Source organism: Sorangium sp. So ce887 (assembly GCF_051521455.1).
In the GTDB taxonomy this organism is placed as follows: Bacteria; Myxococcota_A; Polyangia; order Polyangiales; family Polyangiaceae; genus Sorangium.
Window position 1 is genome coordinate 6,183,230 of the sequence record NZ_CP150354.1, and the last position, 24,279, is coordinate 6,207,508.

Annotated in this window: 18 protein-coding genes and 1 tRNA gene; 9 read left to right on the forward strand and 10 right to left on the reverse strand. The window is 73.3% G+C overall.

Going from position 1 to position 24,279, the window contains the following annotated elements; translation table 11 throughout:
* Positions 1-42 precede the first annotated feature (42 nt).
* The 8 genes from WMF36_RS22765 to WMF36_RS22800 all read right to left on the reverse strand — a co-directional run bounded on the left by WMF36_RS22765 (position 43) and on the right by WMF36_RS22800 (position 12,413).
* The gene (locus WMF36_RS22765) at positions 43-5,286 is read right to left on the reverse strand and encodes a hypothetical protein (RefSeq protein WP_437581731.1); all 5,244 of its coding nucleotides are present in this window, start codon (positions 5,284-5,286) and stop codon (positions 43-45) included.
* 176 nt (positions 5,287-5,462) lie between these two features.
* Entirely contained in the window at positions 5,463-7,076 is a 1,614-nt protein-coding gene (locus WMF36_RS22770; protein ID WP_437581732.1) for a serine/threonine-protein kinase, read from the reverse strand.
* Between the two features lie 93 nt (positions 7,077-7,169).
* Positions 7,170-8,189, reverse strand: coding sequence for a hypothetical protein (locus WMF36_RS22775; protein ID WP_437581733.1), 1,020 nt, complete (start codon positions 8,187-8,189; stop codon positions 7,170-7,172).
* The gene (locus tag WMF36_RS22780; RefSeq protein ID WP_437581734.1) at positions 8,189-9,268 is read right to left on the reverse strand and encodes a tetratricopeptide repeat protein; all 1,080 of its coding nucleotides are present in this window, start codon (positions 9,266-9,268) and stop codon (positions 8,189-8,191) included. Before WMF36_RS22780 ends, WMF36_RS22775 begins: the two co-directional genes overlap by 1 nt.
* Before the next feature lie 187 nt (positions 9,269-9,455).
* Complete coding sequence (locus WMF36_RS22785) at positions 9,456-9,764, reverse strand: hypothetical protein (protein ID WP_437581735.1); 309 nt, start codon at positions 9,762-9,764, stop codon at positions 9,456-9,458.
* Positions 9,765-9,822: 58 nt separating this feature from the next.
* Positions 9,823-10,893: a DUF4190 domain-containing protein gene (locus tag WMF36_RS22790; RefSeq protein WP_437581736.1), complete on the reverse strand. Its 1,071-nt coding sequence runs from the start codon at positions 10,891-10,893 to the stop codon at positions 9,823-9,825.
* 66 nt (positions 10,894-10,959) lie between these two features.
* Positions 10,960-12,090: a hypothetical protein gene (locus WMF36_RS22795; RefSeq protein ID WP_437581737.1), complete on the reverse strand. Its 1,131-nt coding sequence runs from the start codon at positions 12,088-12,090 to the stop codon at positions 10,960-10,962.
* A 236-nt stretch (positions 12,091-12,326) separates the two neighbouring features.
* A tRNA-Leu gene (locus tag WMF36_RS22800) sits at positions 12,327-12,413 on the reverse strand.
* A gap of 245 nt (positions 12,414-12,658) precedes the next feature.
* On the opposite strand from WMF36_RS22800, the gene WMF36_RS22805 reads away from it, so the two are divergent.
* The 9 genes from WMF36_RS22805 to WMF36_RS22845 all read left to right on the forward strand — a co-directional run bounded on the left by WMF36_RS22805 (position 12,659) and on the right by WMF36_RS22845 (position 21,292).
* Entirely contained in the window at positions 12,659-13,990 is a 1,332-nt protein-coding gene (locus tag WMF36_RS22805) for a dihydroorotase (protein WP_437581738.1), read from the forward strand.
* The gene (gene rimO / locus WMF36_RS22810; RefSeq protein ID WP_437581739.1) at positions 13,987-15,453 is read left to right on the forward strand and encodes a 30S ribosomal protein S12 methylthiotransferase RimO; all 1,467 of its coding nucleotides are present in this window, start codon (positions 13,987-13,989) and stop codon (positions 15,451-15,453) included. Before WMF36_RS22805 ends, rimO begins: the two co-directional genes overlap by 4 nt.
* A gap of 109 nt (positions 15,454-15,562) precedes the next feature.
* A complete protein-coding gene (locus WMF36_RS22815) occupies positions 15,563-15,955 on the forward strand; it encodes a hypothetical protein (protein ID WP_437581948.1) in 393 nt (130 codons plus the stop codon).
* A gap of 125 nt (positions 15,956-16,080) precedes the next feature.
* The gene (locus tag WMF36_RS22820) at positions 16,081-17,559 is read left to right on the forward strand and encodes a sigma-54-dependent transcriptional regulator (protein ID WP_437581740.1); all 1,479 of its coding nucleotides are present in this window, start codon (positions 16,081-16,083) and stop codon (positions 17,557-17,559) included.
* Between the two features lie 163 nt (positions 17,560-17,722).
* Positions 17,723-18,304 (forward strand): type IV pilin protein, encoded by a 582-nt coding sequence (locus tag WMF36_RS22825; protein WP_437581741.1) that lies wholly within the window; start codon positions 17,723-17,725, stop codon positions 18,302-18,304.
* Positions 18,305-18,454: 150 nt separating this feature from the next.
* Positions 18,455-19,057, forward strand: a complete 603-nt coding sequence (locus tag WMF36_RS22830) for a type IV pilin protein (RefSeq protein ID WP_437581742.1) — start codon at positions 18,455-18,457, stop codon at positions 19,055-19,057.
* A gap of 78 nt (positions 19,058-19,135) precedes the next feature.
* Positions 19,136-19,747, forward strand: a complete 612-nt coding sequence (locus tag WMF36_RS22835) for a type IV pilin protein (protein WP_437581743.1) — start codon at positions 19,136-19,138, stop codon at positions 19,745-19,747.
* Positions 19,748-19,808: 61 nt separating this feature from the next.
* Complete coding sequence (locus tag WMF36_RS22840; protein WP_437581744.1) at positions 19,809-20,306, forward strand: hypothetical protein; 498 nt, start codon at positions 19,809-19,811, stop codon at positions 20,304-20,306.
* Entirely contained in the window at positions 20,303-21,292 is a 990-nt protein-coding gene (locus WMF36_RS22845; RefSeq protein WP_437581745.1) for a hypothetical protein, read from the forward strand. Before WMF36_RS22840 ends, WMF36_RS22845 begins: the two co-directional genes overlap by 4 nt.
* A gap of 197 nt (positions 21,293-21,489) precedes the next feature.
* Here the strand turns inward: WMF36_RS22845 and WMF36_RS22850 are convergent, their stop codons facing one another.
* Together WMF36_RS22850 and WMF36_RS22855 are read right to left on the reverse strand one after the other, a co-directional pair.
* Positions 21,490-23,694 (reverse strand): PEGA domain-containing protein, encoded by a 2,205-nt coding sequence (locus WMF36_RS22850; protein ID WP_437581746.1) that lies wholly within the window; start codon positions 23,692-23,694, stop codon positions 21,490-21,492.
* 13 nt (positions 23,695-23,707) lie between these two features.
* Positions 23,708-24,223 (reverse strand): hypothetical protein, encoded by a 516-nt coding sequence (locus WMF36_RS22855; protein WP_437581747.1) that lies wholly within the window; start codon positions 24,221-24,223, stop codon positions 23,708-23,710.
* Positions 24,224-24,279: the final 56 nt, after the last annotated feature.

Consider the following 24,279-nt stretch of genomic DNA (forward strand, 5'->3'; position numbering starts at 1 on the left):
TTCCTCTGTGCCTCTGTGGCTCAAGATCTCTCCGTTGCGCGGCTAAGGAGCACCGGAGTCGTCGTCGAGGAACTCCACATCTTCCGCGTCCTCGTCGACCTCGACCTCGTCGGAGGCAGGCAGGGGCGGCAGCGCGGGCGGGTAGAACGACGGCCGAAGCGCGGCCCCCCCGGCCGCCGCGGCGTGCAGCGGCGGGGGAAGGGGCGGCGCGATGGAGGGAGGACGCGAGGGCGCCGCGAACGACGGCGGCGGCGGCGCGACGGGCTGCGGGGGGGCAGCGGGCGCGACGGGCTCCGCCCCGTAGGCCTCTCCGCCGTCGTCGAGGCCGCCGTGCGCCGGCGGCGCCGCGTAGCCGTCGAGGTCCAACCGCGGCGCAGGGACGGCTTGCTCGTCGGCGGTCGGCGCGGCGTGGCCGGCGCTCTCCGGAGGAAGCTCCTCCCCCTCGGACGGCCCCGCGTGGGCGTCGACGGCGCCGCTGTTCGCGTCGCCCTCGGCCGTCGCGTTCAACGCGTCGCCGTACGCCTCGGCCTGCGGCTCCGGCGCGATCTGCGGCGCCTCCGGGCCGGCCACCCCGGGGTCGTCCACATGCAGCGCCTCGGCAGCGGCGTGCACCCCGCCGCCCGCGTAGCCGTTGCTCATGGCCGCCGCCGCCGCGCCAATCTCCACGCCGGGAGCCTCGAGGGTCGGCAACCGGGGCGCGAGCGGCGGCTCGGTCAGCGACAGGCCCGGCGGCCGGGTCGGCAGCGAGGGCGGCGGCGGGGTGCGCTTGAGCTTGCCGGTCTTCGCCCGCTCGAGGCCCGCCGTCGCCTCCGGATCGCCCGCCTTCATGCGGAGGACGCGGCGCCAGGCGTCCGCCGCCTCCCGCGCCTCGCCGAGCTCCTCCTCCCAGAGGCGCGCCACCTTCCGCGCGAGCTCCGCCCGCTGCGCCGGATCGCGACCGCGGAGGACCTGGTCCTCGTACAGCTGGATCATGCCGCGGTGGTCGCCGAGCTCCTGCAGCAGGCCGGACAGGTCGTTCATCACGTCCTGATCCGAGGGCGACAGGTCGTGGAGCTTCTTCAGATCCGCCGCGGCGCCCTGCCGGTCGCCGAGCACGTCGCGCCGCAGCCTGGCCCGCCGCTGGAGGAGCTTGCGCACGAGCGGGCCGTCGAACACCTCGTCCAGCGCGCGGTTCAGCGTCGCGCCGATGCGGGGCAGGTCGCCCACCTCGCGGCCGAGCGCCTCGAGGGCGTCGAGTGACGCGTCGTCGACCTGCGTGAGCACGGCGTCGCCGAGCCAGCTGAAGGCGCGGTCGACGTCCCCGAGGTCCTGGTAGGCGATCGTGGCCGCCCGGCGCAGCAGCGCCACCCGGGTGCGGCCGCCGTCGCGCGAGCCCTGGCCGCCGGCCGCGAGCGCCTCGGCGAGGATCGTCCGCAGCACGGTCGACTGGGACCGCTCGTCGTCGTCCCGCGCCACCCGCTCGAGGGTGGTGATCGTCTCCTCCTGGACGCCGCCGCCGAGGGCCTGCTCGAAGAAGCTCCTCGCCCGATCGATGGCGCCGCGCTCACAGGCGATCTGGGCGGCGCGGACGAGCGCCGCGAGGCGATCGACCGGCGTGCGGCAACGGCCCACCTGGCGCTCGAAGAGATCGATGATGAGGCTCGGGGCCTCGGCCAGCGCCGCGAGCCGCTGGAGCAGCGGCTCGACCTCGGCGGTCGGCACGCTCGACAGCGCGCCCTCGCCGTGGTGGATGGACTCCAGCGGGTCGGCGCCCATGGAGACCCGGACCTCGGCCTGCCGTATGAGCTCAACCGCGCGGGCCATACCCGAGAGATCCCTGGCGAGGAGCTCGTGCGCGACGGCGAGGGCCTCGCGATCCTGGAGCTCCACCGCGATCGCCTCGAGCTTCTCCGCGAGGCCGGCGTCGGCGGTGCGCGAGCGGGCGAGCTCCATCGCCACGCGCGCGGCGTCGCGGTGGCGGTCGACCTCCACGAACCTGTCGAAGGCCCCGCGCAGGGCGACCTCGCGCCCCGCGCGCGCGACCGACTCGTTCCAGGCGACCAGCTTGGTCGCGACGACGCCCTTCCACCCGAGGCGGTCGCCGAGCGCGACGTAGGCATCCCGGCACGGCTCGTCGCCCTGGTCCGCGAGCCGCTCCAGGAGGGACAGCGCCTCGTCGCTCCTGCCGAGCGCCAGCTCCAGGATCTCGGCGAGGCGGCGGGTCATGTTCGACACCTCGTCCTCGTCGCCCTCCACCTCGATCAACGCCGCCTGGAGGCGCGCGACCGTCGGCCAGTCGTTCAGCCGCTCGGCGAGCCGCTGGAGCCGCGCGATCGCGTCGAGGTCGTCCGGCTCCGCGGCGTGGACGATCTCGAGCGCCCTGACGGCGCCGTGCGGCTCGTCGAGCGGCCCCTCGTACAGCGCCGCGAGCCGCTGCGCGATGTCGAGCTGCTCGGGGCCGTCCACGAGCGCGAGCTCGCGCTCGAGCGCGCCCGCGGTGCCCCGCAGGTTGCCGCGCCGCTCCTCCAGATCGGCGATCCCCCGGAGCGCGATCCGGTTCTGCGGATCGAGATCGGTGACGACGCTCTCGTAGCGCGCGATCGCCGCCTCGAGGTCGCCGGATCCGTCCGCGAGCATGCGCGCCTCGCGCAGGGCGAGCGAGATCTTGCCGGGCTCGCTGTCCGTGAGCGCGCTGAGCCTGTGGAGGAGCTCCGCGCCGTGCTGGTGATCGCCGCGCTCGTCGGCGTCCTCGGCGAGCCGCGCGAGCGCCTCGGCGTCCTCGCCGTCGGTGAGCAGCAGCGAGAGCGTCGCGCGCTCCCCGTCGCGGTCGCCGAGCTCGCGCTGCGCCACCGCCGCCGCCCGCCGCGCCGCGACGCGCGCCGCCCGGTCGCCGAGCAGCTCGGCCCGGTGAAGGAGGAACCGCACGAGCTCGGGCAAGCGGTTCGTGCGCCGGTAGAGGACCTCGATCGCGGGGGCGCAGGCGTCGCTCGCCGGATCGATCTCGAGGGCGCGCTCGACCCGGTCGAGCGCGCCCTCGACGTCGCCGGCGCTGAGGAGCAGCTCGGCGGCCTGGACGAACAGCTCCGGGCGCGCCTTGCGGTCCGCGAGCAGCGCGCGCTCGCAGAGCGCCCGCGCCGCCTCGACGAGCCGGCCGGCCGCGACGTAGGCCTTCTCCGAGAGCTCCCACAGCTTCGGCTGGCGCAGCAGCTCGGCCACCTGGCTGTACGCGTCGCCCGCGGCGCCCGGCTCGTCGAGCCGCATCCGGAGCTCGCCGAGCTTCTGGAGGAGCGGCGCGCGGGTGAGCTTGTCCTGGAACCGGGAGGTCGCGTCGGCGAGGACCCGCGCGGCGAGGTCGAACCGCTCGCCCCGCTCGAAGAGCTTGACCGCGGACTGGATCGCCGTGCTGTCCTCGGGCGAGAGGGTCGCGACGCGCACCCACGCCTCGGCGGCCGCGATCGGATCGCGGCGCTTCTGCTCGTGGAGCGAGACGAGCTTCTTCTCGATCTCGATCCTCTGCGCGACGTCCGAGGTCGCCGCGGCCTCCTGCTCGAGCAGCGCGGCGAGATCGTCCCAGCGGGAGCTCCGCTCGAGCAGCCGCCGCAGCTCGGCCTGGGCCTGCGCGTCGCCGGGATCGAGCTCGGAGAGCAGCTTCCAGGCCTGGACCGCCGTGTCGACGTCACGCAGCTGCGCCTCGCACAGCCCCGCCACGTCGCGCAGCTGCGCCATCCGGCGCTCGACGGGGGCCGTGGGGACGCGCGCCGCCGCGAGCAGGACATCGCGCAGCTCGGCGAACATCCGCTTCTGGCGGAGGTGCTCGTCGACCTGCGCGAGGGCGTCCGGGTTGGCCGGATCGGCCTTGAGCACCTCGCGCAGTCTGGCGAGCGGAAGCGGCTTGCGGGGCTCGGTCACCTCGTCTGCCGCGGGCGACGCCTCCAGCGGGGGCGCAGCGCCGGGGGCTCCAGGAGCCGGCGCGGAGCCGGGCGCGGCCTGCGCCGGGCCGGAGCTCGGCCCGGCGGCGCTCGGGAGCGACGCCGGCGCGTCCGAGGCCGCGGGCCCCGGCACCGGAGCGAACGAGGAGGCCGGCGCGAACGCGGCCACCGCCGGCTGGGCCAGCTCCACCTCGGTCGCGGCGGCGGCCGGGGGCGACGGGATGCCGGAGGGGGGCACCGGCGGCGCATGCGCAGGGGCGACGCCCGCGGCAGGCGGCGCCGAGGGCGCCCGCGCCGGGGCGGGGATCGCGCCCACCGGCGGCGGCACCGACGGCAGTCGCGGAGGGGGCGGCGGCACGGACGCCCTCTTGCGCGCCTCGGCCGCCATGAACCCGTTCGGGTTCACCTGGAGGTAGGCGAGGTAGCGCGGGCGGAGCTCGGCGGTGCGGCCCAGCTGCTTCGCGTAGTGATCGGCGAGCTGCATCGCGCGGTCGTGGCCCGGCAGCGCGCGCAGCGCGTACACCGAGTACGAGTAGCCGTACTCCCCGTCGTACGTCTCGGCGAGCGCGACGAAGAGCTCCGCGGCCTCATCGCGCTCCGGCTGCGGCACCGGCTCGCCGGCCTCGACGCGGTCGACGACCGCGACGCCGAGCGCCTGGATCAGCCCCACGTCGTGCGGCACGAACGCGCGCGCGCTCCGCAGCGCCACCGTGGAGCCGGCGAGGTCGCCGGCGCGGCGCCGGATGTCGGCCTCGTCGCGCAGCAGGGCGAGCCGCCGGTCCGGATCGTCGACGAGCGCCTGCTCCATCGCGAAGTAGGGGATCGCCTCGGCGTACTGCTGCTGGGCCTTCAGCAGCTCGCGCGCGGCGTAGATGGCGTAGACGTTGTGCGGATCGAGCTCCGCCAGGCGGCGCCAGTTCTCCAGGGCGCGCTCCGGCCGCGACAGCGGCGGCTCGCCCCACAGGCGGCCGAGCTCCTCGTGGAGCGTCGAGAGCTGCGCGCGCACCTCGGGTCGCTCGAAGAGCAGCGGCGTGAGCGCCTTGACGAGCCGCTCCAGGAGCGCGACGAGCGCCTTCTGATCGCCCTTGTCGCGGTAGAGCTGCGCCAGCCGCTCGGCCGCCGTCCGCTGCGTCGGGTCCTTGTCGATGGCGATCATGAGCGTCCGCGCGGCGTGGTGCGCGTCGCCGATCGTGGTCGACCACACGTTCGCCGCCTCGCTCAGCCAGTGCGCCGCGTACGACGGATCCGCGGTGGAGCTGCCGACGCGCTCGAGCAGCATCGCGTACGAGCGTGGGTCCTGCTCCCCGGCTCGGTGCGCATAGGCCAGGGCTTCCCCGTCATGCGGATTCGTGACGAGGCGCTGGATGAGCGTTTCCATCTCCCGGGGATCCATCGGTGCGCGGCGAAGTTACACGTTAGCCTCCGCCTCGTACAGCGACTCTCGGCCCAATTCGCCAACGACCGCCGCTGCTTCTCACGCGGCAGGACTCGTCGACGAGGGGACCTCCTGCGCCCGGATCGGCCTCGCGCAGCGGCGCTGCGCGCCTGCCGTCATCAGTCGAATTTCACATACGGCTTGCGCGACTGCGGCGGCCTGCGCTTCGGCGTCGACGCGGATAAAACGCCCGCGGGCTCGGGAGCCATGCTGGCGGCGCCCGCGGGGAGCGGCGCGGGGGCCGTCGTCGCCGTCGTCGCCGTCGTCGTCGCGGTGGGCGGCGCGACGCGGGGCGGGGCGGGGAGCGCGAGCGCGTCCGCGAGCGCCCTGGCTTCCAGCGCCACCCCCGCCTGGAGCCTGCGCACGCCGCCGTCGGCGGGGCGGCGGAGCTCGCGCACGGCGAGCGCCGTCACGATCAGCGACAGGGCGACGGTCCCGACGGCGACGCGCGAGGTGCGCTTCCGCGGCGCGGGACGCGACGTGCTCGGCGGCTGCGAGGCGTCCACGTCATCGCCCACGACCGCGAGCAGCTCGCTCGTCGCGCCGACCTCGGCTGGCTGGATCGGGCCGGGGCGCTCGCGGCTCAGGCTCGGCCTCGCCTGGTCCATCGCGCGATCGAGCTCCGCGATGAGCTCCTGCGCGCTCCGCGGCCGCTCGTCGGGCCGCTTGGCCAGCGCGCGCTGCAGGAGCGCCGAGAGCGACGACGGTATCCCGGCGCCAGGCGCCGCCTCGATCGCCGGCACCGGCGGCGACTTGATGTGCCTCGCCATCACGACGACCGCGTCGTCGTCGATGAAAGGCGGCCGGCCGACCAGCATCTGATAGAGCAGCACGCCGAGCGAGTAGAGGTCGCTCCGCGCGTCGAGCGGCCTGCCCTGCGCCTGTTCCGGAGACATGTACCGCGGCGTTCCGAAGACGGTGCCCGCCTGGGTCTCGAGGGCGTCGACCGGCCGCTCGGTCCCGGTCATCACCTTCGCGATGCCGAAGTCGAGCACCTTGCAGATCTCCTCGTGCTCGCCCGCAGGGGGCCTCGCCAGGAACAGGTTGTCCGGCTTGAGGTCCCGGTGGATGATCCCCTTGTCGTGCGCCTCGGCCAGCGACAGGAGCGCGTGCCGGGCGAAGCGGGCGGCGTCGCCGACGCGCAGCCGTCGCAGCCGCTTGAGCCGCTGCCCGAGCGATTCACCCTCCAGGAGCTCCATCGCGAGGTAGAGCGAGCCGCTGCGCCACGTCGCCCCCTCCGCGGGCGAGCTCTGCTCCGCGGAGCGGCCACGGCCGAAGGCCGCGTCCGCCGCGTCGTCCACGATCTCGCCGAAATCGAAGACGGTGACCGTGTGTGGCGACCGGAGGAGGCTCATCGCGCGCGCCTCGCGCGTGAAGCGGGCCTTCGCCTGCGCGTCGAAGGCCCGGTCCGACCGCAGGATCTTGATGGCCACGTCGCGGCCCATCGCCTCCTGGCGCGCGCGGTACACCGTGCCCATCGAGCCGGCGCCGAGCTTGCCCACGATCACGAACCGATCCGCGATCGTGATCCCGAGGAAGGGGTCCTCCTCGGCCTCGGCGAGCGCCTCGCGGCTCACGAGGGCCAGCCCGTCGTGGGGGCAGCGCGGCAGCTTCGCGGACGGGCCGGTCTGGGAGCCGCGATCGCTGGCGGCGGGCGGGAGCAGGCTGGACGAGCTCCTCGCGTCCAGAGCGACCGCCGCAAGGTGGTGGCACCGCGGGCAAATCAGCGCCAAGGCCCTGCTGGGCTCGCCGGGCAATCCGGGTGCGCTGGCTGGGAACTGGTCGTCAGCTGTAGGAGCTACCACCGCGATGGGGGGGATCGTCGGTCACTTGGGCTCGCATCGCAAGGCCCACGACGGACCCGTCGAATGCGGGCGACAGCCGAAGGACGAGACATCGCCGCAGGACGCCTCGCTGCAACAGACATCGCTACAGAATCGCTGCGTTTGTTCAGGATGCTTGACGCACATACCGCTCCGACACGCATCATCCGTGGCGCACGGAACGCCGACGGCGGCGAAGCTGTGCTCGGGCAGCGGCCTCGCGCACGCCCGGACGGTCGAGCCTTCCCCGACCGTGATCTCGGCGCAGCCGACGTTCTGCATCACGTCGCCCGGCGCGGCCGGGCACATGTCCGAGGAGCAGCACGGGATCGTGCAGCGGCGGGTCCCGCCGACGTAGACGCAGAGCCCGGAGGCGCAGTCCGCGTTCCCAGCGCACTCGTCGAAGTAGCGGCCCTCCCCCTGGCCGACGGGCTGGCACGCCCAGGCCGAACCGGCCGAGACGAGGTCCGTCGTGAACCGGCACGCCGCCCCGCTCGTCGCGCAGCTCGTGTCTGAACAGCAGGTGTCGACGCAGGCGCCTTCGTCGCAAATACCAGAACGGCAGTCGCCGGGCGCGGCGCAGGTCGCGCCGGAGAGCCGCGTACCCACCTCGGGCCGGCCGACGTCCCGGCCGACGCGACAGAGTCCGCTCCCTCCGCCGTCGGGGATCCAGCAGACCGCGTCCAGGACAGGATCGCAGTCGCTCGAGGTGCAGCAGGCGCGCGCGCAGACGCGCGGCCCCTCGCCGTCGAACAGCGCGGGATCGAGGCAGAAATCGAGCGCTCCGCAGTCTTCGTGATCCGTGCAGGGCGCACCCAGCGCGCGCTCGGTGGGCAGCATGTCGATGCAGGTGCCGTCCCTGCAAAAGGCGCCCTCGGGGCATGCCGGGGGCCCGATCGCGCCCTCGTCCGAGCAGGGCACGGAGCCCAGCTTGCCGTCGACGAGGACCTCGCACCCGACGCCGAGCAACGCGAGCGTCGCGAGCCCGAGGAGGAGCCTCCGCCCCGCGACGCCTAGGTCCATCAGAACTGCACCCGGAGCCGGGCTCCCCCGGCGCCCAGCGACAGGCCGACGCGCGGCGCCTCCTCCCCTGCGCGGGCGCCGCGCGAGGTCGGGCCGTCGTCGTGACCCGAGCTAGGAGCGCTCGAGGCCGGGCTCGCGGCGCGCAGGCTCGCCGCGGGAGCCCGCGGCGACAGGGCCAGGTAGAGCGCCGCTGCGCCGGAGAGCCCGGCGACCAGCAGGGCGACATCCGCGGCGACGGCGCACCGGTGGGCGGCGCTCGCGTCGGCCTGCAGATCGGCCACCGAGACGCCTCCGCCCGTGCGCTTGCCGGGGCCGGGATCCCGCGCCACGGCGAGCGCCGCGAACACGCCGCCGACCGCGAGGGACCCCGCAGCGATGCCCCCGCTGACGTAGAGCCAGGGCCCCTGCGGCTTCGCGCTGCCCGCCGCCGCGGAACGACGCGGCAGGCGCGGCAGATACGGCAGCGCCGCGGAGGTCTGGGCGGAAGGCGCGGGCGCGGGCGGCGGCTTCGCGCTGGAGAGCTCCCGCTTCGCCCCCTGCAGCCGCTTGAGGACCGCCGCGACCTCCTCACGCTCCTTCGGGAGCGCCTCCATCACGAGGTAGCGCCGATAGTAGCGCTCGGCCTGCTCGATCTCGCCCAGCCGCTCGTGGATGACCGCCAGGTTGTAGATGAGCTCTTTCCCCTCCGGATCGAGCGCCACCGCGGCCTCCAGCTTCGCGATGGCGGCGCGGTACTCGCCGTGCTGGTAGAGCCCCTGCGCCGCATCGTGCAGCGCGGTGGCTCGCTCGATGCGGCGCCGCTTCTCCGCCCCCTCCTCCTGCGATATCGCCGGCGGCGCAGACGGGTCCTGGGCGCTTCCCTGCGGCGGTGGCGCGCTGCCCTGCGGCGGCAGGGCGGCGCCGGACGGCGCGGGCGCGGCCCCCGGCGACGTGAGCGGCGCCCGCGAGGGCATCTGCGCGGCGAGCGCACGCGGCGGCGCTCCGAGCGAGGCCACCGCGAGCGCGCAGGCGAAGCACACGACGAACCGCCCGGCCTCGGGACCGATCGAGAGCGGCAGGCGCGCTGCGTGATTCGTCACGGCCGCCCACAATAGCGCAACTTTCGCGAGGGTAACGCCTCTTGCGTGGCGCGGGTCGGCGCAGCGCGCGCGCTGCCCCGGCGCCGTCTGCCTCACGCCGGCCGCGGTCTGCGTCGACTCGCCGGCGCGCGGCCCGGCGCTCCGAGGACGGGGCGCGCTCCTTCCCGCGAGGCCGCCGTTGCGTCGATCACCTGAGCTTGCAGCTGTACTCGCCCGCGAGCACGAGCGCCCGCTCGCACCGGACGTCCACCGTGCGCTTCGCGGTGGTGAACTCGAAGGTCTGGCCGAACGGCGTCCGCTCCAGCCGGGTCATCTGCGCCCTGCAGCCCCCGCTCGCGCGGCGCGGATCCGGCGCGAGCGAGCCGCCGTCGTCGCCGCACGCGACGAGCGCCGCCCTCCGCTCGACCGCGGCGTTGTCGGAGAAGACGTTGTAGGCCGCCGAGAAGCTGAACGCGACACAGAGAGCGAAGAGGGCGAGCTGGATGAAGCGCTTCACGGGCCGAGCTTACCCCGTCCGGGGCGCGGGGGGCTGGCCGCCGCGCGCGCGACGTCGCTCAGAGCCGCATGCCCGAGCCCGGCAGCGGGTGCCACGGCTGGCGGCGGGTCGTGTACTGGCCGCGCACGAACGCCCCGAGCACGGGCGCGATGTTGCGCGCGATGTCGTCGTCCCACTCGCCGCCGTTGATCCCGTCCTGCGGGGAGAGATCCGGCGAGAGGAGGAAGAAGCCGGGGTAAAGCCGCCGCGGCATCTTGATCTGATCGAGGTCCTCCTTGAAGACGTCGATGTCCACGCGCACGAGCCGCACGCTCCGGAGCGCGGTCTGCATCAGCGGATCGCTGAGCGCGCGGTCGACGCCGCGGCACGGCTCGCACGGATCGCTCGTCGTCATCACGAGGACCTTCTCGCCCCGGGCGTGCGCATCCGCGCGCTGCTTGGCGAGCTCCTCGCTGAGCGTCGAGACGTCCACGCCGATATCGACGATGGAGACCCCGCCGATGCGCCGCTGGATCGTGTGCTGAGGGACGCTGCCGCCGGGCTGCGCCGCCGGAGGAGGCGCGTCCGGCAACGGCGCCGCCGGGGACGCGGTGCTCGCCGGCTCCGGCGAGGGCTCACCCTCCCCGACGGCGGCGGCGGCGGTCTCGCCGCTGTTGTGCGTGCTCCACATCCACACGCCGAAGCCAATCGCCGAGCTCCAGCAGAGGGTGAGGAGCACGCCGAGCGAGAGCCCCACGCTGGCGAGCACCTGGCCCCTGCGCGCCTCGGGGGCCCGCTCGATCTCGCGGCGGGCCGCCCAGCCGAAGGCGATCGCGGCGATGGCCCCGAGCGGCCCGAAGAGCGCCGCGACCACCGAGCTCACGGCCAGCGTCGAGAACGGCGGTCGCTCCGGCGGGAGCGGCCGGGTGAGGTAAGGATCCCGGATGACCGGCAGCGGCGTGGTGGCGCCGCTCGGCGACGGCGCTCGGGGAGCGGCAGCGACGCGCGCCGCCTCGTCGCAGGCGGGCGCGCTGACAGGCAGCTCGCCCTCGCCGAGCAGGAGGCCCGCCCGCGCATCCCGGAGCGCCGCCAGAGGCTCGTTCGCATCGCGGTTCGGCGGTGGCTGACTCGGGCCGCATGCGGGGCTCACGTCCCTTATCCTAGCGCCAGAGTCGGAGCTACGCCCGCGGTACGCGCCCTCTCGTCGCGTCGGAGCTCAAGGGATGCAGGCGCGCTCGAGCACCCGCAAGACTGCGCGCTTCGTGCTCACACCGCGGCTCATCGCCTCCGTCCATGCGACGCCGACGCGCTCGCCGACGAGGGCCAGGCTGGGAGAATCCTTTACAGGAGTCACCCCATCCGACACCCGGATCCCCCGGGCAGAAGGCGCTCCGTCGGCGGCCAGCTTCACGAGCAGGAGCTGCCCCTCGGCCTTGCCATCGTGGCCGACCCACGCCACGAGCGCCCCGTCCCCGCTCGGCGCGATCGCGCGCCACTTGCCCTTGCCGAGGACCCAGGGCGCCCCGCGAGGCCGCGCCTCGGCGTCCAGCGCACGGGCGATCAAGGTGGACCCTTCGTTCCACGCCACGAGCGCCCCGCCGCCGGTGGCCACGAGCCCGAGCCGCCGCTCTCTGTCCGGTGTTTCCTGAGTCGCCGCGGCCGAGAGGTCGCTGCCTTGGGGTTTGGCCACGACGTGGGCATTCCCTTCCCTGCCGGCCGCGTCGAAGTGCGAGGCCCGGATGCTCCCGTCCGCCTCGTCGTGCCACGCGACGAGGTAGCCGCCGGACGCGTCCGCGGCGACCGCCGGCCAGCGCGGCTTCTTTGTGTGGCGCGTGACCCCCACCGCCTTGAGCTGCGGCTGCGCGGGATCCATCGGCGCGAACTGGAACACCCCCAGCTGATTGCGCTCCGCCCCGAAGGGGGCGGCCGCCACCAGGGCGCCTCCCGGAGCCGGCGCGATGGCGACATGCTCGCTGACGTCCCTGCCGATGGCGCCAACGCGCAGGATCTCCGTCGGCGGGGTCGTCTCCCAGCGGGGCCGGGCGTACGCGAGCCCCTCCGCGTCGAACCACGTGATCGCCCACGCGTCCCCGGAAGAGAAGATCCGGAGCCCTGCCTCGCGCGTGTTCGAGATCGCCCTCGCCCGGGCGATCTGCCGGGCGTCGCTGTCGAAGCCGGCGAACGCGATCTGCGCGTCCCCGCCCTTGAGATCCACGAGCCACACGGCGCCGAACGAGCCGTCGGCCCGGCCCGCCACCCCCATCCCCTCGCGCAGGATGTAGGTCGCCATATCACCCGACTTGACCTTGCACGCGGCGAGGGTCCCGAGGGGAACGAACTCCTGCACGCCGGTCCCCTGCGGAGGCGCGATCTCGACCGGCGCCGTTGCGACGGCGGGCTCGGTCGAGGCGCTCGATGCGGGGGGGCCGGTGGGGGGGCCGGAGCGGGGCTCGGCGTCGCTCGAACCGGAAGCCGCGGCCGCAGCGCCCCCGGAGCGGGAAGCGCTGCGATCGCAGGAGCCGCCAAAAACGGCAAATAAGGAGAGGGCCACTACAGTGGCTAAAGAAGGATAAGAAGAGCGCTTGGTGCGAAGCAGAGGACTTGAACCTCCACGGGAGTTACCCCACTGGAACCTGAATCCAGCGCGTCTGCCAATTCCGCCAGCTTCGCGAGCGGGGACGGCATCACTACCTCACCCCTTCGCGATCCGTCAAGCCCCGCGTCACGCCCTGAGCGTTTTTCTTCCATCCCGCGTCGCCCGCCGCTCGTCTCGTCGCGTCTCGTTACCGGCCAGCGCGTGCCTTCACCCGCTTCACCCGCTGACCTCGCAGCGGCGTCCTCGCCGCGCTCTGGGCCCCCGCTGACCCCGCAGCGGTGCACGGCGAGAGGCGCATGTGCTAGGGGAGCGCGCTCCCATGGCGGCTATCGGCTCCCCTCCCCCTCTCCTTCTCATCGTCGGCGTGCGCGCCGTCGACCCGGCCCAACAGCTCGACGACGTGGTCGACGTCGTCGTGGAAGACGGCGTCATCACCCGGGTAGGGCGCGGCGCAGCGACCGACGATCTGCGCCGCGCCGACCGGGCCGAGGTCGTCCAGGGCGAGGGGCTTCTGCTCCTCCCCGCCTTCGTCGATCTCCACGCCCACCTTCGCGAGCCCGGGCAGGAGTACAAGGAAGACATCGCCTCCGGGCTGGCCGCCGCGGCTGCCGGCGGCTTCGCGCACGTGTGCGTGATGCCGAACACGCGACCGGTCAACGACACCCGCTCCATCACCGAGGCCATGATCGCGCGCGCCCGCGCGCTCTCGGGGCCCGCCCTCCACCCCATCGGCGCGATCACGATGGGCCAGAAGGGCACCGAGCTCACCGAGATGGCCGACCTCAAGGACGCCGGCGCGGTGGCGGTCTCCGACGACGGGCGCTGCGTCACGTCGAGCGCGGTGATGCGCCGCGCGCTCGAGTACGCGAAGACCTTCGATCTCCCGGTCATCCAGCACGCCGAGGACCACGCGCTCACCGAGGGGGCGCAGATGCACGAGGGGGCGATCGCGACGCGGCTCGGCCTCCGGGGCTGGCCCCGTGTGGCGGAGGACATCATCGTCGCGCGCGACGTGCTGCTCGCCGAGGCCACCGGGGCGCGCTACCACGTCGCGCACGTCTCGTCGCTCGGAGCGGTCCGCATCCTCCGCGAGGCGAAGGCCCGCGGCATCGCCGTGACCGCCGAGGTGACGCCGCACCACCTGACGCTCACCGACGCCGCCGTGCTCGGCTACGACACCGCGTGCAAGGTCAACCCGCCCCTGCGCGAGCAGGCGGACGTCGACGCGCTCCGCGAGGCGCTCGCCGACGGCACGATCGACGCGGTCGCGACCGATCACGCGCCCCACTCGACGCTCGAGAAGGACTGCGAGTTCGCCGAGGCGTCGCCCGGCCTCATCGGCCTCGAGCTCGTCGTCCCGGTCCTGCTCGACCTCGTCCGCCAGGGCGCCCTCCCCCTCGGGCGGCTCGTCGACGCGCTCACCCGCGCCCCCGCCCGCATCGTGCGGCTCGACGCGCCCGCGATCAAGGTCGGCGCCCGCGCCGAGCTCTGCCTCGTGGATCCGAACCTGAGCTTCGTCCTCGACCCGGCGCGCCTGCGCTCGAAGAGCAAGAACACGCCGCTGCTCGGCAAGCAGCTCACGGGCCGCGTCAAGATGACGCTGGCCGCCGGCAGGGTCGTCTTCATCGACGGCGAAGGAGCAGCTACATGAGCTCGCGCAAGGTCCATTTCGTCAGCCTCGGGTGCCCCAAGAACCGCGTCGACTCCGAGGTGATGCTCGGCGTCGCCCGCGCGGCCGGCTACGCGCACGTCGACGACGCCGCCGAGGCCGAGGTGATCGTCGTCAATACCTGCGGCTTCATCGGCGAGGCGAAGAAGGAGTCGATCGACGCCATCTTCGAGATGGCGCAGCACAAGGAGCGCGGCAGCTGCAAGCGGCTGGTGGTCGCCGGCTGCCTCTCGCAGCGCCACCCCGAGGATCTCGCCCGCGAGATGCCCGAGGTCGATCACTTCCTCGGCTCGAGCGACATGCTCAAGCTCGGCCGGGTGCTCGCGGGCGACGCGGAGCGGATGCTCGTCGGCAACCCCGCCGAGTGGCTGATCCACGCCGGCGATCCGCGCACGCTCTCGACCCCCGGCGGCAGCGCCTACGTCAAGATCGCCGAGGGCTGCAACCGCACCTGCTCGTTCTGCGTGATCCCCGACCTGCGGGGCGTACAGCGCTCGCGGCCCATCCCGGACGTGGTGCGCGAGGTGGAGCAGCTCGCGGCGGCGGGCGTCCGCGAGATCAACCTCATCTCGCAGGACACGATCGCCTACGGCCGCGACGCCGCGGGCCGCGCGCAAGGCGACGCACGCGCGACGCTCGCGCAGCTCGTGCAGCAGGTCGCCGACGTGCCCGGCGTGCGCTGGGTGCGGCTCTTCTACCTGTACCCCGAGACGATGACCGACGACGTCATCGAGCTCCTCGCCGACCACCCGCGGGTCGTGCCCTACGTCGACATGCCGCTCCAGCACGCCGCTGACGCGATGCTGCGCAGGATGCGGCGCGGCCACGGCGGCGACCGGCTCCGGCGGGTCGTCTCCACGCTGCGCGAGCGCGTGCCCAACCTCACGTTCCGCACCGCGTTCATCGTCGGCCACCCCGGCGAGACCGACGCCGAGTTCGAGGAGCTCTGCGATTTCGTGCGCTGGGCCGAGTTCGAGCGGGTCGGGGTGTTCCGCTACTCCGACGAGGAGACGAGCCGCAGCCATGCGCTCGAGGGCAAGGTCCCCGCGCGCACCGCCGCGAACCGCTACCGCCGCCTGATGACGCTGCAGCGCCGCATCGCCCACAAGAAGAGCGCCGCGATGATCGGCCGCGAGCTCGATGTGCTCGTCGAGGGGACGAGCGACGAGCACGAGTACGTGCTCATGGGCCGCCACGCCGGCCAGGCGCCCGAGATCGACGGGCAGGTCTACCTCTCCGGCGGCGAGGTCCGCCCGGGTGAGATGTGCCGCGTCCGGATCACGCAGGCGAGCGACTACGATCTCGTGGGCGAGCTGCTCGACGAGGAGGAGGGCGAGCGCGGCGCCGCGCTCCCCCTGCCCCCGGAGCTCGGCGCGGTCGCGGCGAAGCGGCGCGTCGCCCTGCGCGTGCTGCAAACCGATGGACGCGAGCGCCAACAGAATTGACGGCCCGGCCGGCAGGTCGCGGCGCGACGGCTGAAAATCACGGCACACCGCGGCGCTCACGGGCGTCGAAGGCGCGGCACACGGTGTGCTATGAAGCGGTGCCGTGCCGATGCTCCGCCGCGCTGCGCTTCACCTTGCTCTTGCCCTCGCGACCTCGCTGCTCGCCGGCGCAGCGTGCCTGAGCCCGACGTTGCCCCTCCCCCCGCCCGAGCCGGCCGATACGATGCGGCCGTCCGCGGACCGGGAGGGGGTGTGGCAGATCTCGGGCAACTGCAGCCCTGGCGCGCGCGTCAGCGTGTTCAACGAGCGGACGCAGCGGGGCGTGATCGAGGACGACACCGACGGGAACGGCCGGTACCACCTCGAGATCGAGGCCGAGCTCTGCGACGTCCTGCTCGTGTGGCAGGAGCTGGAGGGCAGCAGAGATGAAGAGAGCGCGTGGCAGTCCTTCGTCGTCGAGGAGCGCACGCCGCTCGGCGTCGTGAACGACGCCTGCCCCTGAAGGCCGACGGGCGCGCCGCCGCGGCGCGATCCCCGCGGGCCTGAGCGGGCGCGACGACGCAGCGCGCTGGGCCCGACGGCCGCCGTCGACGCGCGCGCGGGGCATCGTGATAGTGTGGTGGCGTGATGGCGACGATCCCGCCGAGCGTCCCGCCGAAGACCACCCGGGTGCTGGTCGTCGATGACGAGCCTGGCCTCCGTCAGGTGCTCACGATCGCCTTCCGCCGCCAGGGCTACGAGGTCGTGCTCGCGCCCGGCGCCCACGCCGCGCTCGAGGCCATCCGCCAGAACCCGCAGCCGTTCCCGCTGATCCTCACCGATCTCGTGATGCCCGACGGCTCGGGGATCGAGGTGCTCACGGCGGCGAAGGCGCGGAGCAGCGCGACCGAGGTGATCGTGATGACCGCGCACTCCACCGTGGAGAGCGCGCTCGACGCGATGCGCCACGGCGCCTACGACTTCGTGACAAAGCCGTTCTCGCCGGCGGAGCTCACCGCGCTCGCGGCGAAGGCGCTCGAGAAGAGCTCGATCGTCGCCGAGAACCAGCGGCTGCGCGCGCAGCTCGAGCGGCTCGATCTGCCGTCGCGCGAGCCGCTCGGCACGAGCGCCGCGATGCAGCGGATCTCGGAGCTGATCGGCAAGATCGCGCCGACGCGCACGACCGTGCTGATCACGGGCGAGAGCGGGACCGGCAAGGAGCGCGTGGCCCGCGCGATCCACGATCAGAGCGACCGCGCCGCGAAGCCGTTCCTTGTCGTCAACTGCGGGGCGCTGCCGGAGGCGCTCATGGAAAGCGAGCTGTTCGGCCACGAGAAGGGCTCCTTCACCGGCGCCGGCGCGCGCGCGCTCGGGCTGTTCCGGGAGGCGGACGGCGGGACGCTGCTCCTCGACGAGATCGGCGAGCTGCCGGCCTCGCTGCAGGTGAAGCTCCTCCGCGTGCTCCAGGAGCGGAAGGTGCGCCCGGTCGGCGCCGCCGCGGAGCTCGCGGTGGACGTCCGGCTCCTCGCCGCGACCAACCGCGATGTGGAGGCCGAGGTGCGCGAGGGCCGGTTCCGGCAGGATCTCTATTACCGGCTCAACGTCATCCGCATCGAGCTGCCGTCCCTGCGCGAGCGCCCGGAGGACATCTCGCGGCTCGCCGAGCGCTTCCTGCGCCGCTTCGCCGCCGAGCTCGGCAAGGACGTCCGCGGCCTGACGACGGACGCGGTGCGTGCGCTCGACGCCTACAGCTTCCCGGGCAACGTGCGCGAGCTCGAGAACATGATGGAGCGCGCGGTGGCGCTCGCCGGAGGGCCCTCCATCGGCCTTGGCGACCTCCCGAGCGCCGTCGCCGGCCTCAGCGCGAGCCCGGCCCCGCTCCTCGCGCAGCTGCCGCCCGGAGGGTGCATGCTCGACGAGGTGCTCGGGGAGGTCGAGCGGCGGCTCATCCTGCAGGCGCTCGAGCGCACCGGCGGCGTCCGCAAGGCCGCCGCGAAGCTGCTCGGCGTCTCCTTCCGGTCGCTGCGCTACCGGCTCGCCAAGCACGCGCTCGCCGCCGACGGGGAGGGCGACGACGATCTGGAGGGGTCCCGACGAGAATCGTCACCGCCCGGCGCCCCGCAGTGACGGTTTTCGTCACCACCGCAAACGAACACAAACACACACCTTCCGGAGCTCGCCCCGCTCCACTCTAGGAAAACCGAGGCAACTCATGAGCTTCTCGCGCAAGTCGACGACGACGCCGGGCCGCGCTCTCCTTGGCACGTCGCCTGCTGGAAGGTCCGGACGGATGCGGAGCACGCAGCGACAGCGAAACGCAGCGAGGCGAGCGTTCACGCTCGTCGAGCTCCTCGTCGTCGTGGCGATGGTGGGTGTCCTCGCGGCGCTCGCCATGGTCGGTTACCGCAAGTACATGAACGCAGCGGGCGTCGCCGAGCCGAAGGCCGTCATACAGGGGATCCGCGGTGCGCAGGAGTCCTACAAGGCCGAGATGCTCGAGTATCTGCCTGTCTCGAGCTCGCTCAGCAACTGGTACCCTTCGGCGACGCTCGGTGATCACAAGACCGCATGGAGCAACCCGAGCCACGCCGATTTCGCGAACTGGCGGATGCTCAATGTGACGACGGACGGCGCGGTCCGCTTCGGGTACGCGAGCGTGGCGGGCGTCGGGACCCAGCTCGAGCAGGCCACCGGCACGACGTACACGTGGGGCGGCTTGCCCATGCCGCCACTGAACGATCCGCAGTTCGCGCCCAACGGCCCCTGGTACGTCATCCAGGCGGCCGGCGATCGCGATGAGGATACAACGCTGGCATTGCTCCTGACGGCATCGACGATGTCCGGGGTCTACTGGGAGAACGACACGGAGTAGAGGATGGTTTGCCCCGGCGCGGCGCCGAGAGCGCCTGTCCGCGGGAGAGATTTTCGCGCTGCGGGCTGGCCGGGCCCCGCACCAGGCACTGTCACGGTCCGTCTCGGCAAAGAATCCAATTAAAGACATCATCACGGAGGATCGACACTCATGCGTGCACTGAAGCGATACGACAGGAGAGGCTTCACCCTCGTCGAGCTCATGATCGTGGTCGCCATCATCGGCGTCCTCGCCGCGCTGGCGATCTTCGGCGTCCGCCGGTACCTCGCGAGCGCGAAGACCTCGGAGGCCAAGAACACCGTGGGCGCGATCGCCCGCGGCGCCGTCTCCGCCTACGAGCGGGAGACGTCCGCCTCGGAAATCGTGGCCCCCGGCGACGTCTCGGCGGCCGCGAGCCACGAGCTCTGCAATTCGGCGGCCGCCGTTCCGGCCACCGTCCCTCAGGGCACGAAGTACCAGCCGGACCCGGCGGCGGACTTCAGCTTGGGCGACTCGACCGCGGGCTGGCCGTGCCTCAAGTTCTCGATGTCGCAGCCTGTCTACTATCAATACCACTATCTCCGTGATGCGAACAACGCTCACGCCGCCCTCACGGGCGCGCCTGCGGTCGGCGCCGCGGGCTTCGAGGCGAGCGCGATCGGGGACATCGACGGCGACGCGACCGCGTTCAGCGGCTTCGCCCGCGCCGGCACGCTCAACAACCGCGAGCTGATCTTGGCCACGCAGATCTTCGTCCTCAACGAGTTCGAATGAGACATCGCGGCTGCCCGGCTCGCATGGGCCGGGCAGCCCCAGTTTCCCGGCGTCGTCTGCGGGCGGAGAGGGCGTGTCATGTCGAGCACGACAGCGGTCCGTGGACGAGGCTTCACCCTCATCGAGGTCATGATCGTGGTCGCGATCGTCGGCGTGCTCGCCGCCCTCGCGATCGTCGGCGTGCGCAGCTACCTCGCCACGGCGAAGACCGCGGAAGCCAAGCAGACCGTCAGCGTCATCACCCGCACCGCGATCACCCAGTACGAGCGCGAGCGCGACATCTCGCAGATCCTGCCCACCACGGGCGTCACCGCGGCGAACACGCATCTCCTCTGCACCTCGGCGACGCCGGTCCCGCTCCTCTTCACCTCCGTGGAGGGGAGGAAGTACCAGCCGAGCAATGCGCCCGGCGCCGACTTCAACTCGGGCTCGACGCTTGTGGGCTGGCAGTGCCTCGGCTTCTCGATCAGCCAGCCCATCTACTTCCAGTACTCGTACCAGGTCGGCGAGAGTTATGTCAGCGAGGGCCTACCCGGCGCCCCCCTCCCCGGGCCGGACGGGTTCGAGGTGGGCGCGCTCGGGGACCTGGACGGCGACGGGCGGAGGTGCACGATCGTCCGCACCGGCGCGGTGCGCGACGGCGAGATCGTGACGAGCACCCTGCTCTACACGCACAACGACCCGGAGTGACGCGGCCCACGCGCCTCGCTTGCGCTTGTTCCGACGTGGAGGGGTGAGGTAGAGAGGGGCCATGACCTGGCGCTCCTGGAGCGCGCTGGAGCTCAGCGCGGCCTTCGCGGTCGGCGGCAGCGTCCTCGCCGTCGCCGTTCCCGCGTTCTTCCGAAATCTCAGCGCGTCCAAGCTGAGCGAGCCGATCGAGGGGCTCGACCGGCTGGTGACCAGCGCGGTCGCCTACGCCGATTCGCGGCCGCAGGAGATCAGCTTCCCCCCGTCCGCCCCGCTGACCCCGGCGCAGGTGCCGCGCGGCGTGCGCGCCGTCGATCCGCCGGAGTCGTGGGAGCACCTCACGTGGCGGTCGCTCGATTTTCGCTTCGAGGGGCCGCACGCGTTCGCCTTCCAGTTCACGAGCGAGCTCGACGCGTCGAAGGCCATGCGCTTCGTCGCGACCGCGCACGGCGATCTCGACGGGGACGGCGCGCTGTCCACGTTCGAGGTGCGCGGCGAGCGGATCCCCGGGGAGCCGGCCCGCGTGCTCCCGGGCATGTTCGTGGACCGCGAGGTGGAATGATGGCGGCTCGTCCGGCGCCCGGGACAGCGGTCCGTCCGGCAGCCCGCCCTCTCCTCTCCCGCGTCGCGCGCGCGCGCGACGCGCTCGTCACCGTCGCGCTCTCGGCCGCCGCCGCCGTCGCGATCGGGAGCGTGCGCGCGCCGGCCGCGGCGCTGGAGCAGCGCGTCGCCGAGACCTCCGACGTGTACGTCCTGCCGCCGCCGGACGAGGTGGTCACCCTGTCGCTCGGCTACCGCTCCGCGCTGGCCGATCTGCTCTGGTCCCACGTGCTCGTCTCGCAGGGGCTGCACACCGTCGAGCGCCGCCGGTTCGAGAACCTCACCCTGCTGCTCGACGCCATCAACGCGCTCGACCCGACGTTCCGCGACCCCTACCTGTTCGCCGACGCGCTCATCACGTTCCAGACCAGCACGACCCCGCGCGACGAGGTCATCAAGGCGCGCGAGATCATGGAGCGCGGGGTGCAGAACCGCCCCCTCGACGGCGAGCTCTGGCTCGCGCTCGGCCAGTTCGTCGCCTTCATCGCGCCGGCCTCGTACCTGACCGATCCCGCGGAGAAGGCGCAGTGGCGCCTCGACGGGGCCCGGATGCTCGCGCGCGCCGCGGAGCTCGGCGGCAACGACGCGAACATCAGCTGGCAGGCGCTCGGGGGCGCGGGCATCCTCGGGCGCGCCGGCGAGCGCGAAGCGCAGATCCGGTTCCTCCAGCGCACCCTCGCCGTCACGGACGACGAGGAGCTGAAGCAGAACATCCGCGCGCAGCTCGACGCGCTGCTCGGGGAGCAGGCCGCAGAATCGTACCGGCGGCGCCTCGACGGCTTCAGCGAGATCTGGCGGCGCGATCTGCCGTTCGTCAGCAAGACGGCGATCCTCGTGCTGGGCCCCCCGCGCGACCCGGCGTACTGCGCGGGCGGCGCCCACGCGGACGAGCCGCGCTGCGCACCCACCTGGCGCGCCTGGGCGGAGCGGGTCGAGCACGACAGGTGAGCCACCTCCAGCGCTGAAGCGGCTCGCACCGCGCCGGACGCGCGAACAGCGATGGATCCGCCCGGGAGTCGCGCCTCCAGCATCGAGTCGCCTCGAGGAGCGCTCGAATCGGCTCGAAGAGCGAGGCTGCCACGAGGAACGGAGCGCCAGGGACGCTCAAGAGAGGTGCTCCCTCTCCCCATGTCCCTGGCGTCGCGTCACTCGAACCTGACGGCCGCGGTCTTGGTCTCGCCGGCCTTCACGGAGACGGTGACCGACTTCTTCCCGAGCTCCGAATGGATGAACGTCACCGTGTGCGACCCCGCGGGGACGCTGACGCCGACCTTGGGCGTGCTCCCCAGCGGCCGCCCGTCGAGGACCACCTTCGAGACCGGGATCGAGTTGATGTTCAGGGTCGCGTTGCCAGCGGCGGCCGCGGGCGCAGCCGCCGCGGCCGGCGCCTCCGCCTTCGGCGACGCGGCCGGCGCCTCCGACCTCGGCGCTTCGGCCGCCGCCGGGGCGGGCGCAGGTGCCGGATCCGGAGCGGGCGCCGCGGCGACGGCGGCGGCCGGCGCGGGCTTGCTCGCCTCGCCGAGCGCGATCCGGATCGTCTTCTCGGCCTGCCCGTCGTCGAACGAGATCGCCTGGGAGAAGTCCTCGTACCCCCTCTTCGCCGCGACGACCTTCCAGCCCTCCGACGGATTGACATCCACCTTGACGGGCGGCTTCTTCCAGGCCGAATCCGGCAGCTTCTTCTCCGTCCCCTTGGCGTTCACCAGCTTGACCGAGGCCCCCGACGTGGCGAGATCGAGCGTGACCTGCCCCTTCAGCACCTTGAGCGCGACGGTGCCGAGGTCCTTCATCCGGCCCTGACCGACCTCCACCGTCTGCTCCACGGGCTCGTAGCGCTCGCCGCCGTCGAAGCGGATCTTGTGCTCCCCCGGCGATACGCTGACCTCGAGCGGCAGCGTGCCTTTCTCCACGCCGTCGACGAGGACCTTCACGCCGGGCTGCGCGCCCGACGCCTTCACGCCGGTCGTCGTCGACGCGTTGGTCGACGTCCCCGCCGCGTTCGCGCCGTCGAGCGTGATCACGACGACCTTCTCCTTGCCGCCCTCCACGATCTCGACGGCATCTCGCGGCGGGAAGTCGGGGGCGAGGATCTTGACCGCCTTCGAGCCGGGATCGAGCTCGCGCACGATGCAAGGCACGGTGTCGCAGCGCTTCTGGCCGTCGATGAAGATCTCGGCCCGCGCGACCGAGGCGCCGCCCGGGGTCTTCAGGTCGATGTTGAGCGCGCCTTTCTTCGGCACCAGCAGGACCACGGCCAGGATCAGCACGGCCACCAGCGCGAGCCCGCCGAGGAGCACGCCCGCCTTGCCGGCCCCCTGCTGCATCGCGGGGCGCGGGCGGATCGCCGTCGGCTCGTCGTTGTTACGCGACAGCGGGCGGTGGCCGATGTCCGGCATCGGAGGCGCCGGCGGGGCGCTCGGGATCGGCGGCGGCGTCGGGATGGGGGGGCGCGCCTTCGCGGACGGCGCCGCGCCGCCGGAGCTCGCGAGCAGCGCCGCGGCCGCCTTCGGGATCGCCGGCGAGCCCCCCGCCGGCAGCGGGGTCGTCCGCCCGGGCATGCTGTCGCTCCCCTGCCGGTCGTAGACGTGGGTCGACTCCTCATCGTCGTCCCAGTTCATGTCGACCGCAGCGCCCTTGCCCGAGCGAGGCTTCGCGTCATCAGCCGCCTTCTGCGGCGGCTTCACCGACGGCGCCCGCACCGGCGGAGGGACCACCGGGGGCAGCGCGCTGGTCGGCGCCGGCGGCAGAGGGCTCTTCGACGGCAGGGCCGGGACGGCGATCGCGGGCAGAGACGGCTGCCGCGAGCGAGGCGGCACCACGGACGGCAGAGCGCCCGGCTTGACCGAGGGGGGCATCGGCGGCGGCAGAGAGCCCGGACTGGTCCCCTTCGGCATCACCGGCGGCGGCAGAGAGCCCGGACTGGTCCCCTTCGGCATCGGCGGCGGCAGAGAGCCCGGACTGGTCCCCTTCGGCATCACCGGCGGCGGCAGAGAGCCCGGACTGGTCCCCTTCGGCATCGGCGGCGGCAGAGAGCCCGGACTGGTCCCCTTCGGCATCACCGGCGGCGGCAGAGAGCCCGGACTGGTCCCCTTCGGCATCGGCGGCGGCAGAGAGCCGGGACTGATCCCCTTCGCCGTCACCGGCGGCGGCGGCAGCGGAGAGGCCATTCCCCCAGGGAGCGTCATCGCAGGGTTGTTGGGAGGCGGCTGCAGCGCGCCGACCCCGCCGACGAGGGTGCGCTGCCGCGTCGGCGGCGAGGGGGGCACGAGAGCGGGGGTCGTGGCGCGTGACGACTTCTTCGCGAGCCCCTCGAATACGTCTAGATCGCTGCCGCCCTTGTTATCCGCCATGTTCGAGAACTCCTCAGGACATGCGGCGCAGTTCGCCGCGGCTTCCGGGAAACGATCGCGCACGCACCGCGCGATGAGCGTGACATGGAAAAGCAGGCCCTCGTCGCGGGCGCGCGCCGAGAGCCCTGCGCAAACCTGACCCGCTGAAGCGTACCGCTGGTCCGGTAATTTCGCGAGCACCATCGCGGGGATGCCGGCGACCGAGCCACGGCACACGCACCGCGATCTCGCGCGGATCCAGCGCGTCACGGCCGGCGAAACGCCCCATCACGTCCGCGGCGCTCGAGGCCTCGGACAGGCGCTTGCCTGCTGTCATCGTCCGGAAACAGATGCCCAGCGCGACGTGGACCGAGCGCGCGCCGCTCGCGATCGCGCGCAACGATGCGACCGCGCGCAACGATGCGACCGCGCGCCTCGACACGATGGCGCGCGCGCGCACCCGGCACGTCGCGCGCGCGACCTCCGCCAGCGAGCCCACGCCGATCCGCGCCGAGAGGTCGCAAGCTCCGAAGGACTGCAAACGGTGCACCGACGACCTTTTTCTAATCCCTCGGACCGCCGGCGCACAAGCGCCTACTGCATCCC

Coding starts and splice junctions, on each gene's coding strand:
- WMF36_RS22820 (WP_437581740.1), top strand. CDS start 16,081: ATGGCGACGATCCCGCCGAGCGTCCCGCCGAAGACCACCCGGGTGCTG.
- WMF36_RS22825 (WP_437581741.1), top strand. CDS start 17,723: ATGCGGAGCACGCAGCGACAGCGAAACGCAGCGAGGCGAGCGTTCACG.
- rimO (WP_437581739.1), top strand. CDS start 13,987: ATGAGCTCGCGCAAGGTCCATTTCGTCAGCCTCGGGTGCCCCAAGAAC.
- WMF36_RS22805 (WP_437581738.1), top strand. CDS start 12,659: ATGGCGGCTATCGGCTCCCCTCCCCCTCTCCTTCTCATCGTCGGCGTG.
- WMF36_RS22835 (WP_437581743.1), top strand. CDS start 19,136: ATGTCGAGCACGACAGCGGTCCGTGGACGAGGCTTCACCCTCATCGAG.
- WMF36_RS22850 (WP_437581746.1), bottom strand. CDS start 23,694: ATGGCGGATAACAAGGGCGGCAGCGATCTAGACGTATTCGAGGGGCTC.
- WMF36_RS22775 (WP_437581733.1), bottom strand. CDS start 8,189: ATGGACCTAGGCGTCGCGGGGCGGAGGCTCCTCCTCGGGCTCGCGACG.
- WMF36_RS22840 (WP_437581744.1), top strand. CDS start 19,809: ATGACCTGGCGCTCCTGGAGCGCGCTGGAGCTCAGCGCGGCCTTCGCG.
- WMF36_RS22815 (WP_437581948.1), top strand. CDS start 15,563: ATGCTCCGCCGCGCTGCGCTTCACCTTGCTCTTGCCCTCGCGACCTCG.
- WMF36_RS22830 (WP_437581742.1), top strand. CDS start 18,455: ATGCGTGCACTGAAGCGATACGACAGGAGAGGCTTCACCCTCGTCGAG.
- WMF36_RS22765 (WP_437581731.1), bottom strand. CDS start 5,286: ATGGAAACGCTCATCCAGCGCCTCGTCACGAATCCGCATGACGGGGAA.
- WMF36_RS22845 (WP_437581745.1), top strand. CDS start 20,303: ATGATGGCGGCTCGTCCGGCGCCCGGGACAGCGGTCCGTCCGGCAGCC.